The sequence below is a fragment of the Allokutzneria multivorans genome (genome assembly GCF_039537405.1).
GTDB lineage: Bacteria > Actinomycetota > Actinomycetes > Mycobacteriales > Pseudonocardiaceae > Allokutzneria > Allokutzneria multivorans.
The window spans coordinates 202,898-215,833 of sequence record NZ_BAABAL010000026.1; the positions used below are offsets into that span (position 1 = coordinate 202,898).

14 protein-coding genes are annotated in these 12,936 nt (G+C 69.6%); 9 read left to right on the forward strand and 5 right to left on the reverse strand.

All coding sequences use genetic code 11. The features are described from left to right. Positions 1 to 102 precede the first annotated feature (102 nt). From ABD798_RS35220 to ABD798_RS35250, 7 genes are read left to right on the forward strand one after another with little or no spacing between them, the layout of a single operon-like run. Positions 103 to 930, forward strand: coding sequence for a methyltransferase domain-containing protein (locus tag ABD798_RS35220; RefSeq protein WP_344885252.1), 828 nt, complete (start codon positions 103 to 105; stop codon positions 928 to 930). After that, the gene (locus tag ABD798_RS35225; RefSeq protein WP_344885255.1) at positions 927 to 2,411 is read left to right on the forward strand and encodes an ABC transporter substrate-binding protein; all 1,485 of its coding nucleotides are present in this window, start codon (positions 927 to 929) and stop codon (positions 2,409 to 2,411) included. Before ABD798_RS35220 ends, ABD798_RS35225 begins: the two co-directional genes overlap by 4 nt. Continuing rightward, positions 2,412 to 3,341: an ABC transporter permease gene (locus tag ABD798_RS35230; protein ID WP_344885258.1), complete on the forward strand. Its 930-nt coding sequence runs from the start codon at positions 2,412 to 2,414 to the stop codon at positions 3,339 to 3,341. Then, positions 3,338 to 4,120: an ABC transporter permease gene (locus ABD798_RS35235; protein WP_344885261.1), complete on the forward strand. Its 783-nt coding sequence runs from the start codon at positions 3,338 to 3,340 to the stop codon at positions 4,118 to 4,120. Before ABD798_RS35230 ends, ABD798_RS35235 begins: the two co-directional genes overlap by 4 nt. Further along, entirely contained in the window at positions 4,117 to 5,460 is a 1,344-nt protein-coding gene (locus ABD798_RS35240; protein WP_344885264.1) for an ABC transporter ATP-binding protein, read from the forward strand. Before ABD798_RS35235 ends, ABD798_RS35240 begins: the two co-directional genes overlap by 4 nt. A gap of 19 nt (positions 5,461 to 5,479) precedes the next feature. After that, positions 5,480 to 6,385, forward strand: coding sequence for a nucleoside hydrolase (locus ABD798_RS35245; protein ID WP_344885266.1), 906 nt, complete (start codon positions 5,480 to 5,482; stop codon positions 6,383 to 6,385). After that, the gene (locus ABD798_RS35250; protein ID WP_344885268.1) at positions 6,382 to 7,563 is read left to right on the forward strand and encodes a serine hydrolase domain-containing protein; all 1,182 of its coding nucleotides are present in this window, start codon (positions 6,382 to 6,384) and stop codon (positions 7,561 to 7,563) included. Before ABD798_RS35245 ends, ABD798_RS35250 begins: the two co-directional genes overlap by 4 nt. 7 nt (positions 7,564 to 7,570) lie before the next feature. On the opposite strand, the gene ABD798_RS35255 is transcribed toward ABD798_RS35250, so the two are convergent. Both ABD798_RS35255 and ABD798_RS35260 read right to left on the reverse strand, forming a co-directional pair. Continuing rightward, positions 7,571 to 8,119 carry an SMI1/KNR4 family protein gene (locus ABD798_RS35255; protein WP_344885272.1) on the reverse strand — a complete coding sequence of 183 codons (549 nt, stop codon included), beginning with the start codon at positions 8,117 to 8,119 and terminating at the stop codon, positions 7,571 to 7,573. Between the two features lie 25 nt (positions 8,120 to 8,144). Then, positions 8,145 to 8,963, reverse strand: a complete 819-nt coding sequence (locus tag ABD798_RS35260; RefSeq protein WP_344885275.1) for a glycoside hydrolase family 16 protein — start codon at positions 8,961 to 8,963, stop codon at positions 8,145 to 8,147. Positions 8,964 to 9,220: 257 nt separating this feature from the next. On the opposite strand from ABD798_RS35260, the gene ABD798_RS35265 reads away from it, so the two are divergent. Continuing rightward, complete coding sequence (locus tag ABD798_RS35265; protein WP_344885277.1) at positions 9,221 to 9,652, forward strand: DoxX family protein; 432 nt, start codon at positions 9,221 to 9,223, stop codon at positions 9,650 to 9,652. Between the two features lie 82 nt (positions 9,653 to 9,734). Then, positions 9,735 to 10,646, forward strand: coding sequence for an ornithine cyclodeaminase family protein (locus ABD798_RS35270; RefSeq protein ID WP_344885280.1), 912 nt, complete (start codon positions 9,735 to 9,737; stop codon positions 10,644 to 10,646). 95 nt (positions 10,647 to 10,741) lie between these two features. Here the strand turns inward: ABD798_RS35270 and ABD798_RS35275 are convergent, their stop codons facing one another. The 3 genes from ABD798_RS35275 to ABD798_RS35285 are packed head-to-tail and all read right to left on the reverse strand — an operon-like array spanning position 10,742 to position 12,883. After that, positions 10,742 to 11,134, reverse strand: a complete 393-nt coding sequence (locus ABD798_RS35275; RefSeq protein ID WP_344885283.1) for a metal-sulfur cluster assembly factor — start codon at positions 11,132 to 11,134, stop codon at positions 10,742 to 10,744. Further along, complete coding sequence (sufU, locus tag ABD798_RS35280) at positions 11,131 to 11,586, reverse strand: Fe-S cluster assembly sulfur transfer protein SufU (protein WP_344885286.1); 456 nt, start codon at positions 11,584 to 11,586, stop codon at positions 11,131 to 11,133. The genes ABD798_RS35275 and sufU overlap by 4 nt, the downstream gene beginning before the upstream one ends. 13 nt (positions 11,587 to 11,599) lie before the next feature. Next, a complete protein-coding gene (locus ABD798_RS35285) occupies positions 11,600 to 12,883 on the reverse strand; it encodes a cysteine desulfurase (RefSeq protein WP_344885289.1) in 1,284 nt (427 codons plus the stop codon). Positions 12,884 to 12,936 lie beyond the last annotated feature (53 nt).

Sequence of the window (12,936 nt, forward strand, 5' to 3'; positions counted from 1 at the left end):
CACCCTCAACGGCGCGGGTGGGCATCGCCTCGGCCGGCCTCTCGGCCGGGATGTCACTCGAACGGATTGTGACTGACAACCGTTTCCATTAACTTGCCGGTGGTGAGCACGCAGCCTCCCGGGTTCGGCCCGGTCTTCGACGCCACCAGGCAGCACTTCCTCCGGTGGACCCCGCCGCTGTGGGGACCGCTCGGTGCCGCCACCACCGAGATCTCCGCCCCGCGCCCCGGGGAACGCGTGCTCGACGTGTGCTGTGGAGCGGGCTCCTCCGCCTTGACGGCCGCCGTCAAGGTCGGCCCGGCAGGCGCGGTTGACGGGATCGACCTCTCGACCGAGCTGCTCGACCACGCCAGAACCGTTGCGGCGCAGGAGGGTCTGACCAGCGCCAGGTTCATCGAGGCCGATGTCTGCCAGTACGCCGCTTACCGGACCGCCGACGAGCCGTACGACGTCGTGCAGTCGGTGTTCGGCGTCTTCTTCCTCCAGCCGGACATGAACGGCGCGGTCTCGCGGCTGCTCGGACTGCTGCGCCCCGGCGGCCGGTTCGCCGCCACGGTGTGGGCCGAGGGCTCGATCGACGAGGTCGGCGGGGCGATCTTCGACGCCGTGCGTGAGCTGCGCCCGAACCTGCCGACGTCCTCGCCGGTGTCGGAGTCCGCGAAGAGCCTGAACACCGAGGAGAAGCTGCGCGCGTGGCTCGGCGTGCTGGGCCTGACGGACGTCGAGGTCACCAAGATCCCGCTACGGGTGCCGTTGCCCGCCGAGGAGGCGTGGTCGTTCGTGCTCGGGACGGGCCTGCACGCGTTGGTCATCGACCTGGACGAGGGCGAGCGGGAGCGCGTCCACACTCGGTACCTGGAGTTCCTCGTGGCACGCGGTATCACCGAGGTCAGGGCGGATGCCCTGGTCGGACTGGGGCGGCGCGCGTGAGGACTCCGTTCGCGCTGGTACTCAGTGCCGCACTGCTCACCGGGTGCGCGAGCGCGCCGACGGCCGCGCCGGACACGCTGCGGATCGTCACGCCGTACAAGGTCAAGAGCCTCGACCCGGTCAAGCAGGGGCTGTGGTCGCCGGAATGGGGCTACGGCGAGTTGCTGATGCGCAGCACGGAGAACGGCGACGTCGAGCCGTGGGTGCTGCAGAGCCTTCAGCCCGTGACCGGCACTCAGTGGCGGTTGGTACTGCGTCCCGGCGTGACGTTCTCCAACGGCCGCGCGCTCGACTCGGCCGTGCTCAGGACCGTGCTGGAACGGCATCTCGCGGAGAACCCGCTCGTCAAGGCGAACCTGCCGGGCGCGACGATCGAGACGCCGGACGCGACCACGGTGCTGCTGAGCACGAGCACGCCCGTGGTGAACATGCCGAGCCTGCTCGCCGACGAGCAGTCCGTGACCGTGTTCGACCCGCAGGCCCAAGGCGTCTACACGGGACCGTTCACGGTGTCCAAACTGGACGACAACGAGATGGTGCTCGCCAGGAACCCCAAGTACTGGGGCGGCCCGGCGAAGCTCTCCGAAGTGCGCGTGCGCTTCGTCCCGGACGGGCAAGCACGCCTGCTCGCCGTCCGCACGGGGGAGGCCGACATCGCCCTGTACCCGCCGACCGACGCGCTGGGCGCGGTGAAGGGTGCGACGTCCGGGCCGCGCATGGCGACCGCTTCCCAGACGTTGCAACAACTTCGCGCCATTCCGAACCTTCGGCGCGCGCCGATGAACGATCTGGCGGTGCGCAAGGCGTTCGCGCTCGCGATCGACTACGACCAGATCGCCAAGCAGGTGCTGGACGGGCTCTACCGCACGCCGAAGGGGATCTACCCCGACGTCGCTGCCTTCGCACTGGGGACGCAGCGCACCGACGTCGCCGAGGCCAAGCGCCTGCTGGATGACGCGGGGTGGACGCCCAGTTCCGCCGGTGCACGGGTGAAGGACGGCAAGCTATTGCGGCTCAACGTGATCACCTACCCACAGCAGCCGGACACGAAGGCCATCGCCGTCGCGATGCAGGCGCAGCTCGCCGCGGCGGGCATCGGCGTGCAGGTCACCGAGGTCCAGGACAACTACGAGGCGCTCAAGGGCGACGCGTGGGACGTCGGGCTGTCCTTCGACGGAACTCTCGGCTACAACTACGATCCGATCGTTCCGCTGCGGGACTTCCTGACCTCCCAGGGCTCGAAGAACTTCGGTGGCATCGCCGACCCCGAGCTGGACACCCTCGTCTCCGACCTCGGCAAGACCGCTGACGTGAGCGCCCGAACCCCTGTTCTGCACCAGATCCAGCGCTTGATCGCCGAGCGCGGTTATCTGCCGGTCGTGGCCCAGCGCAGCTCGGCGGCCGTAGTGGGCAGCGCGTTTGCCAGCTACCGCCCCTCGTCGGTGCTGCACCACGTCACCGCCACAACCCAGGCAGGCTAAGTGCTTCAAGCTCTGCTGCGGCGAGCGGGCCAGGCCCTGCTCACGTTGTTCATCGCCGCGGTCGTGGTGTGGTCACTGCAACTCGTGGCGCCCGGCGATCCGGCACGACGCGTGCTCGGAGCACTCGGTTTCAGCAATCCGACCGACGAGCAGATCGCGTCGACGCGCCGTGAACTGGGCCTCGATGTGTCTGCGCCGCAACGGCTTCTCCAGTGGCTGCTCAACGCGGTGACCGGCGACTTCGGCACCTCGTGGCGCACGGGCCGCCCGGTCACCGGAGAGCTGGTCGAACGACTCCCGGCGACGCTGCGGCTCGCGGTCGTGGCGCTGCTCCTCGCGCTCCTGGTCGCGGTTCCGCTCGCCCTGGTTGCCGCGCGGTGGCGAGGTCGAGCCCCCGATGTCGGAGCGCGCGCAGTGATGTTCCTCGGCGCGGCCACTCCGAGCTTCGTCGTGGGGACCGTGGTTCTGGAGCTGATCGTGCTGCGCGGAGGCATCGGCCGGGTGCTCGCGGACGGCTCGTGGGGCGGCGCCGTGCTGCCCGCGATCCCGTTGGCGCTCGGGGCGGGAGCAGGCTGGGCACGGGTACTGAGAACCTCGTTGGTCGAAGTCTCCGATGCGCCGTTCATCCAAATCTCCCAAGCACGCGGAGCCACTCCACTGCGGCGCCTGCTCGTCCACGCCATGCCGAGCGCGCTGCCCGCACTGCTCGCCGCGATCGGGCTCACGGTTGGTTCGCTGCTCGCAGGTGCCGCCGTGGTGGAGACGGTGTTCACGTGGCCTGGAATCGGCCGCTACCTCATCGAAGCCATTGGCGCGCGTGACGTGCCAGTTGTCCAGGCGACGGTCCTGCTCGGCGTTCTCGGCTATGTGGTCGTCAGTACCGTTGTGGACGGTGTCACGATCGCGATCACCGGGAAGGTGAAGCGGTGAACCGGCTCCTGGGAATCGTCCTCGCCGCGCTGCTCGGCGTGCTGGCGTTCGTGGTGCCGTTCCTGACTCCCGACCCGAACGGGACGGAGTACGGCGCCAAGCTCGCGGCGCCGAGCTGGGCGCATCTGCTCGGCACGGACCAGGCCGGGCGCGACGTGCTCGCCAGGATCGCCGCGGGGACCTGGGTCTCACTTGGTACGGCGTTGCTGGTCGCGGTGATCACGTTCGCGGTCGGGCTGGCGGTCGGCATGCTCGCGGCGTTGGCCGGTGGCGTCGTCGACACGGTGATCTCGCGCGTCATCGACGTGACGCTGGCCGTTCCGCAGCTCGTGCTCGCGCTGGCGATCGTCGGAGTGCTCGGTCCCGGGCACGCGAACCTGGTGCTGGCGATGTCCGTCGCGGGCTGGGCGCACCTCGCTCGTTTCGCGCGGGCTTTCGCTTCCCAGCAAACGGAAAGGCCGTTCGTGATCGCCTCACGGATGTCCGGGGTCGGCAGGTGGCGGAGCGCGGCGCGGCACGTCATGCCCGCCACCGCGACCGGGGTGCTCGCGGTGGCCACGCTGCACATCGGCGAGATCGTGCTGAGCCTCGCGGGCCTGTCCTTCCTCGGCCTCGGCGTGTCCCCACCCACCGCCGAATGGGGTCAGATGGTGGCCGAAGCTCGCGGTTATGTGGACCGCGCCCCCTGGCTCGTGCTCGCACCAGCGGTCGCGGTGCTGGTCAGCGTGGCGGCGGCCTCGCTGCTCGGAGATGCCTTGCAGGACAGGGGGAAGCGATGACCCTGGCCATTCGCGATCTGACCGTCTCCTATGGACCGCGCGGGGTGTCGTTCACCGTCGCGGACGGCGAGGTCGTTGCCCTGGTCGGCGAGTCCGGCTCCGGGAAGAGCACGCTCATCCGCGCCGTTCTGGGCACTCTCCCGCGCTCCACTGCCGTCGAAGGCGCGATCGAGCTGGCTGGCCGGAACCTGATCGGCCTGTCGGAGAAGGAACTCCGCGCGATCCGAGGCCGCGAGATCGGCTACGTCGCCCAAGACCCCTTCGGCTCCGCTGATCCACTGTGGACGGTGGGACACCACCTCCGAGAAGCCTGGCGCGTGCACGGCGAACGCCCGACGGACGTGGCACCGAGACTGGAAGGTCTCGGCGTGGCGGAGAAGTGGCTCGGGCATCGCCCGAACGCGTGGTCCGGCGGAATGCTGCAACGAGCCGACATCATCGCGGCGACCGCGCACACCCCCAGCGTCGTGCTCGCCGACGAACCGACCTCGGCACTGGACGCCTCGAGCGCCGACACCGCGCTCGCGACCCTCGTCGCGCAGACCAGGTCACTGCTCGTCGCCAGCCACGACCTCGCGCTGGTCTGCCGTCACGCCGACCGAGTTCTGTTGCTGCACAAGGGAGAACTCGTCGAGGACATCGCCGTGGAGCGCGGTGGCGTCACTCGCATGAAACAGCTCGCGCAGCACCCGCGCACGCGCGCCCTGATCGACGCCCTGCCCACCGGAAGGACCAGCCGGGCGCACGAACCCGGTGACGTGGTGGTGCGCCTGGAGAACGTCACGCTCGGCTACGGGGAGACGGAGCTGATCACCGGGCTGGACTGGGAGATCCGCGCCGGCGATGCGGTCGGCATCTGCGGCCCGTCCGGCTCCGGGAAGACCACGCTGCTGCACGCGATCGCCGGGCTGGTCCAGCCGATGCGGGGCGAGATCTGGCGCAGTGGCAGAGCGATGCCGATCTTCCAGGACGCGACGGCGAGCCTCAACCCGCGCTGGCCGGTGGGGCGAACCATCGTGGAGCCCAACAGGAACGCCGACCCGCGCGAGCTGATGGACCGGGTCGGGCTGACCGGCGTGGAGCTGGACCGCAAGCCCGCTCAGCTCTCCGGTGGGCAGCGCCAGCGCGTCGCGATCGCCCGGGCGCTCGCGGGTTCTCCGGCGGTGATCGTGGCCGACGAGCCGACAGCCTCGCTCGATCCGACCGTCGCGGCCAGTGTCGCGCGAACGCTGCGCGCGGTGACGGACTCCGGCTGCGCACTCGTCGTGGTCAGTCACGACGAGGCGCGACTCACCCAGATCGTGGACCGCGTGCACCGTTTGGACCCGGGACCTGCTTGAACGCGGTAACTTCTGGATCGTGAAGGTCGACGAGCCGTACCCCACGTCCCTGATGTCAGCCCCCATGATCATCGACACGGACGCGGGCGGAGACCCCGACGACGCCTTCGCGCTCATCGTCGCCGCGGCCGAGCCGACGCTGGCCCTCGTGGTCACCAGTGACGAGCTCGGCGGCGAGCGCGCCCGTTTCGTTCGGCACCTGCTCGACCTCCTCGGTCGCCCCGAGGTGCCGGTGGTCGCCGGGGCCGATCTCGGCAACACGCGCCTCAACTGCATCGAGGACCTGGTACCGCCCGAGGTCCCACACCAGCCGACCGACGTGCTCGCGGCCGTCACCGCCGTGTGCTCGTCCACGGACGGTCTGGTGCGCTGGGTGGGCATCGGCACCGCGTCGAACCTCGCCCCACTGCTGGCCAGGCGGTACAAGCTGGCCGACCGGTTGCTGGTGTCCCAGGTCGGCGGTGCCTTGCAGTACCGAGACCCAGAACGCGCCGACCACAACTTCCGCACCGACATCAAGGCCGCGAGCGTGCTGGTGGCCAAGGCACGGGTCCCCCGGCTCCAGCTCTCCGAGCTCACCTTCACCCCGGCGGTGGAGGTCGGGAAGGGCTCCCCGCTGCACCTGCTGCTGAGCGACCCCAGCGGACCGCCGTGGGCGAGGCTGGTCGCCGCGCACCTCGACCAGTGGTACGAGCGCTTCCACCACGCGACGATGCAGCACGACGCGCTCGCCCTGGCCGACGCGCTGGGCCTGCCGTTCACCGACTACAGCCGCCACCGCATCGCGATCGACAAGCGTGGCCGCACAACCTTGGCGCACAAGGGAACCGACGTTCTGCTCAGCGACGGCGCGCGTCTGGAACCGTACATGCGCTGGCTCACCGAGAAGGTCGAGGCCGCGTACAAGCAGGAGAGCACGGCATGATCGAGGGAACGGTCGCGGCGGGCTTCGAACCGGTGCGCGAGGAGTTCGCGCGCAACTTCGCCGAGCGCGGGGAACTCGGTGCGGCGTGCGCGGTCCACGTCGACGGCGAACTGGTCGTCGATCTGTGGGGCGGGTACCGCGACCGTTCTGGAACCCTTCCCTGGCAACGGGACACGCTCGCCACGGTGTACTCCTCGACGAAGGGTGTCGCGGCGATGGCGATGGCCGTCGCGCACTCGCGCGGGCTGTTCGACTACGACGCGCCGGTCGCGAAGTACTGGCCCGAGTTCGCTCAGGCGGGCAAGGAGAACGTGACCGTCCGGCAACTGCTGGGCTTCCAGGCCGGACTGCCCACAGTGGACACTCCACTGACCCCGGAGCTGCTCGCCGACGCCGACCGGCTCGGCGAGGTGCTCGCCAGGCAGGCGCCCGCGTGGGAACCCGGTACCGCACAGGGCTACCACCCGCTGGTGGGCGGGCTCTACGTGAGCCAGCTGCTGCGCCGCGTCGACCCGGAGGGCAGGCTCGTCGGGCGCTTCCTGGCCGAGGAGGTCGTGCCCGGCCTCGGCGAGGAGTTCTACATCGGCACCCCGGCGAGCGTGCCGGAGCGGCGGATCGCGGAGCTGGTGCCCGCCAAGCCCTCGTTGCGCGACTTCACCACGGCGGGCGGTGTTCCCGCGCGGATGATGCTGGAGTTCCTGCTGCCGTGGACGCTCACCGCGAAGTCCTTCAGCAACCCCAGGATCGGCGACATCACCAACCTGGGACGGAGTCCCTGGCGGGACTTGGACCTGCCTGCGGGCAACGGGGTCGGCACCGCCCGCGCGCTCTCCGCGCTCTACGGCGAGTTCGCCACCGGCGGGAACCGGCTCGGCGTCGACCGCGCCACGCTGCTGGCGATCGAGGCCGAGCCCGCTCCGCTCGGCGGTTCCACCCGGGACCGAGTCATGCACCTCGCCGAGGCCCGCTTCTCCCTCGGCTTCTGGAAACCGTTCCCCGCGTGGCGGTTCGGCACCGACTCGCGCGCCTACGGCACTCCTGGCGCGGGCGGCTCCTTCGGCATGGCCGACCCGGCGACACGAACCGGCTTCGGCTACGTCCCGAACCGCCTCGGCAGGCGTCTGTGGAACGACCCCCGCGAAGCAGCCCTCCGCGAAGCAGCCCTGAACTGCCTCTGATCGCGGTTCAGTCCTCGTGGTCGATCAGTGCGCTCGGAAAGAACTCGTGCGGGGAGGCCGGGTAGAGCGACCAGAGCAGATCCGAGCGCACTTCGCCGGTCAGCGTCGTGACGAGGAACTCGGCGCACCCCATCGCGAAGTGCTCCCACCTCTCACCGCGCGCTTCGTTGACCAGGACCGTCCACGCGTCCGGATCATCGCCCGGCCGCGCCAGCCAGTAGAGGTACTCCCCGTTGTCGGTCGAACCCCAGGCGATCGCACGGACCCCGGGCGCGTCGAGCACCGCAGGCTTGGCCTCGCCCTCGTTCCAGAGGTACTCCAGCGCTTCCTCTCGCTCCTCCGTGATCTCCGCGAGGTCGTAGTCGCTGCTGGAACCGGGTTCCAGCAACCAGAGGTAGCCGTCGAACTGACCGCCCCCGTAGCGCTCGATCAGCTGGACGTAGTCGGTGGGCAGAGCCGTCCGCAGGCGGCGGACGGTCTCCTCCCAGTTCACCTCGGTCCCGGCAGGTGCGGGCGGCGCGATGATGTCCGCCAGGCGATCGACCGCGTTCTCCATCGCTCAACAGTAGAGGGAATCCTGTTCAGCCCTGGTGGACGCGGACCCAGTCGACGAGCAGTTGCTGCGGGAACTGGGTGGAGCCGTCGGGGCTGCCCGGCCAGTCACCGCCGACCGCGAGGTTGAGGATCATGTAGAAGGGGTGGTTGAAGACCCACTGGCGACCGCCGAGGTCGGCGGGCGTGCGGGTCTGGTAGACGCGGCCGTCCATGGACCAGACGATCCGGTTGGGCGACCAGTCCACGGAGAAGGTGTGGAATTCCTCGTGGAACGGGCGCCCGTTCTGCACCGTGGCACCGATCCCGCCCGCACCGGAGTAGCCGGGTCCGTGCAGGGTGCCGTGCACCGTGTTGGGCACGCTGCCGATGTTCTCCATGATGTCGATCTCGCCGCACTGCGGCCATCCGACCTGGCCGATATCGGTTCCGAGCATCCAGAACGCGGGCCAGATCCCCTTGCCCGTCGGCAGCTTCATCCGCGCCTCGATCTTGCCGTAGGTGAAGGTGCGGGTGTTCTTGGTGATGAGCTTGCCGGAGGTGTACTGACAGGGCTGGCCATTCCAGCACTGCACACCGGAGTTCTCCCTGCGCGCGGTGATGACGAGCTGTCCGGCACCATTTGTGGAAACGTTTTCTCGACGGGTCGTGTACGCCTGGAGCTCGTGGTTTCCCCAGCCGTTGCTGCCGTTGCCGGGTTCGTAGGACCACTTGCTCTGGTCGGGGGCTCCGCCTGCGGGACCGTTGAACTCATCCGACCAGACCACGGCCGCCGAGGCCGAGGCGGGGGCGAGTGGCAGTGCTGTCAGAACGGCGGCGAGAACGAGCAGAACTCGACGTGATGACACGCTCGACTCCATTCGTCACGAGCGCGAGAGAGCGCTCCCATGAAGGCGGCGGACCCCCATTTGACAAGGCAGCGGGCCCGCCGTCAACGGGCGGAGGAGCACATTAGCCCGAATGCCGAGCGTTAATCCGTAAACCACGGATGTGAACCCCCGGACGGCTTGAGACGTATGGACGGTTCGTACGTGTCCGATTGCCGTTAGTTTCCTGGTTAACCACGGGGCGCAAACGGTGACGGCGAGAACGAGGGGATCCTCCAGTGTCAAAGTCGATCAATACCGTGGTCCTGTCCCTGTCCAGGGCGGTCGTCGGCCTGCTCTTCGCCTGCCACGGCGCGGCGTCGCTGTTCGGCGTGCTCGGCGGCGCGGGGGGCAAGGGTGGAACCGTGGCCTTCGCGGTGTGGCCGGGCTGGTTCGCGGCGGTCATCCAGTTCGCGGGCGGCCTGCTCGTGCTGGTCGGCCTGTTCACCAGGCCCGCCGCGATCCTCTGCTCCGGCTCCATGGCATACGCCTACTTCGTGTCCCACCAGCCCAAGGGCCTGTTCCCGATCGAGAACGGCGGGGTGCCCTCGGCGCTGTACTGCTGGTTCTTCCTGCTCATCGCGGTACTCGGTCCCGGGAGGTACGCGCTCGACTCCTGGCTCGCCCGGCGCGGCGGCACCAGGTCCGAAGCCGTGCCCGTGACCGTGTGAGACCGCCGAGCGCCGGTCCCTGCCACGCGGCCGTCGTGCGTGGCAGGATCGGCGTGGTCGTCGGGCTCGGGGAAGGAACGCGATGAGCCGCTTGCCGGTGCTGGACGGGGACGGCCTGCGCGCTCGGCTCCCGATGGGCGCGGCGATCGAGGCTATCCACCTGGCACTGCGTTCCGGTCTCGACCCCTCGGCCGATCCGGCGCGCACGGTGGTGCCCGCCGACCACGGGCAGATCCTGGTGATGCCCTCGCTCACCCCGGCCCACGCGGGGGTCAAGCTGATCACGGTCACCCCGGACAACCCGGAGCGCGGCCTGCCCCGCGTCCAGGGCGTGTACCTGTTGCTGGACGCGCTGACCCTGACACCGCACCTGGTGCTCGACGGCGCGGCGCTGACCGCGATCCGCACTCCGGCGGTCAGCGCGGCGGCCGCCGACCTCATCGCGGTGAACGAGGCGTCCCGCCTGGTGGTGTTCGGTACCGGACCGCAGGCGTGGGGTCACATCGAGGCGCTCCGCGTCGTCCGCCCGGTCAGCGACGTGACAGTGGTGGGGCGCAACGGAAATCGGGTCGCCGAGCTGGTGGGCCGGTGCGTCGCGGCGGGCCTGCGGGCCACGGCGGGAAGCCCCGACGCCGTCGCGGACGCGGACCTCGTCGCGTGCTGCACGACCGCGCGCACCCCGCTGTTCGACGGCGGCAAGCTCGCGCCGCACGCCACCGTGCTCGCGATCGGGTCGCACGAACCCGACTCGCGCGAGGTCGACACCGCCACCGTCACCCGCGGCGAAGTGATCGTCGAGGACATCCCCACCGCTCTCCGAGAAGCGGGCGATGTGGTCCTGCCGATCGGCGAGGGCGCACTCCGCCCCGACGACCTCATCCCCCTGACTTCCTTGGCGCGCGGGGAAAAACGCCTCGACCCGAGCACGCCGAAGGTCTTCAAGTCCGTCGGCATGGCGTGGCAGGACCTGGCAGTGGCGGCACTCCTAGCCTGACCCGGCGCCGCTGTCAAAACCCCAACGAACCCAATGTGGCATTTGTTGCGTCTGGCGTAACAAATGCCACATTGGGTTCATAAGAACGGGGTGGGTCAGACGGTGAAGCCCAGGGCGCGGAGCTGCTCGCGGCCGTCGTCGGTGATCTTGTCGGGACCCCACGGCGGCATCCACACCCAGTTGATGCGGACGTCGCTGACGAGACCGCCGCCCGGGCCGCCCACCAGGGCCGCGCGGGTCTGGTCCTCGATCACGTCGGTCAGCGGGCAGGCCGCCGAGGTCAACGTCATGTCGACGATCGCGATCTCGCCGGACTCCTCCGACTCGACGCGGATGTCGTAGACCAGGCCGAGGTCGACGACGTTGATGCCCAGTTCGGGGTCGACCACGTCGCGCATGGCCTCTTCCAGGTCAGCCAGCTCCGGCTGGTCCGCCTTGGGCGCGGTGTCCGGCATCCCGGCGGCTCCCCGGATCACGTCCTCGGTCATGTCCCAGTCCCTTCGACCCGCGCAACCGCGTCCTTGAAAGCCATCCAGCCCAGCAGCGCGCACTTCACGCGCGCCGGGTACTTCGCGACACCGGCGAAGGCGATCCCGTCCTCCAGGACGTCCTCGTCCGGCTCGATCTTGCCGCGCCCCTGCATCAGGCGCAGGAACTCCTCGTGCTTGGCGAAGGAGTCACCGACGGTGCCGTCGACCACGAGGTCGGTCAGCACCGACGTCGACGCCTGGCTGATCGAGCAGCCCTGCGCGTCGTAGGAGACGTCGACGACCTTGGCCTCGGCGCCGGAGCCCTCCAGCTTGACCCGCAGCGTGACCTCGTCGCCGCACGTGGGGTTCACGTGGTGCACCTCGGCGTCGAACGGGTCGCGCAGGCCGCGGCGGTGCGGGTTCTTGTAGTGGTCCAGGATGATCTCCTGGTACATCTGTTCCAGTTGCATCAGCGCTTTCCCCTCACACCACGCCGAAGAAGCGCTTCGCCTCGCGGACGGCCGCGACCAGCGCGTCGACCTCTTCGAGGGTGTTGTACAGGTAGAACGAGGCGCGCACCGACGCCGCGACACCGAGCTTGCGGTGCAGCGGCCACGCGCAGTGGTGACCGACCCTGATCTCCACGCCGAGGCTGTCCAGCACCTGGCCCGCGTCGTGCGCGTGCACCCCGTCGATGTCGAAGGCCACCGCGCCACCGCGCAGCACGAGGTCGGTCGGGCCGACGATCCGCACACCGTCCACTTCGGACAGTCCGCGCAGTGCGGCCTCGGTGAGCGCGAGCTCGTGCGCGTGCACCCGCTCCATGCCCACCACGGACAGGTAGTCCACCGCGGCGCCGAGCCCGATCGCCTGCGAGGTCATCGGAACGCCCGCCTCGAACCGCTGCGGCGGCGGCGCGAAGGTGGAGCCCTCCATGCGGACCAGCTCGATCATCGAGCCGCCGGTGAGGAACGGCGGCATCGCCGCGAGCAGGTCGTAGCGCCCGTAGAGCACGCCGATCCCCGACGGCCCGAGCATCTTGTGCCCGGAGAACACCGCGAAGTCCACGTCGAGCGCGCGGAAGTCGACCGGCATGTGCGGGACCGACTGGCACGCGTCGAGCACCGTCAGCGCGCCGACTTCCTTGGCGCGCTTGACGATCCGCTCGACGGGGGTGATCGCACCGGTCACGTTGGACTGGTGGGTGAACGCGACGACCTTGGTCCGCTCGGTGATCACACTGTCCATATCGGACAGATCGACACGACCGTCCTCGGTCACCCCGAACCACTTCAGCGTGGCCCCGGTCCGCTCGCAGACCTGTTGCCACGGAACGAGGTTCGCATGGTGCTCGATCTCGGTGATGACGACCTCGTCACCGGGCCCGAGCCGGAAACGCTCGGCTGGGGCACCGGCGACGGAGGCGTTGCTCATCGCGTAGGCGACCAGGTTGACGCCCTCGGTGGCGTTCTTGGTGAACACCACCTCCTCCTGGTCGACGCCGACGAAGGCCGCGATGCGAGCACGCGCGCTCTCGTAGGCGTCGGTGGCCTCCTCCGACAGCTGGTGCGCACCTCGGTGCACGGCCGCGTTGGAGGTCTCCAGGAACGTCCGCTCCGCGTCCAGAACTTGGCGCGGGCGTTGCGAGGTCGCTCCGGAGTCCAGGTAGACCAAGGGCTTTCCGTCGCGCACGGTCCTGCCGAGGATCGCGAAATCCCCGCGGATCGCCGCCACGTCAAGCGGGAGCGGGCCAGCTGCGACAGTCATGTCGGCCCTCCTCTCAACGAATCAACGAACGCTCGTGGTGGTGGAAGCAGTCA

Bases quoted from the DNA above. Each gene is read 5' to 3' on its own strand.
- ABD798_RS35240 (WP_344885264.1), top strand. From the start codon at position 4,117: ATGACCCTGGCCATTCGCGATCTGACCGTCTCCTATGGACCGCGCGGG.
- ABD798_RS35250 (WP_344885268.1), top strand. From the start codon at position 6,382: ATGATCGAGGGAACGGTCGCGGCGGGCTTCGAACCGGTGCGCGAGGAG.
- ABD798_RS35255 (WP_344885272.1), bottom strand. From the start codon at position 8,119: ATGGAGAACGCGGTCGATCGCCTGGCGGACATCATCGCGCCGCCCGCA.
- ABD798_RS35270 (WP_344885280.1), top strand. From the start codon at position 9,735: ATGAGCCGCTTGCCGGTGCTGGACGGGGACGGCCTGCGCGCTCGGCTC.
- ABD798_RS35275 (WP_344885283.1), bottom strand. From the start codon at position 11,134: ATGACCGAGGACGTGATCCGGGGAGCCGCCGGGATGCCGGACACCGCG.
- sufU (WP_344885286.1), bottom strand. From the start codon at position 11,586: ATGCAACTGGAACAGATGTACCAGGAGATCATCCTGGACCACTACAAG.
- ABD798_RS35285 (WP_344885289.1), bottom strand. From the start codon at position 12,883: ATGACTGTCGCAGCTGGCCCGCTCCCGCTTGACGTGGCGGCGATCCGC.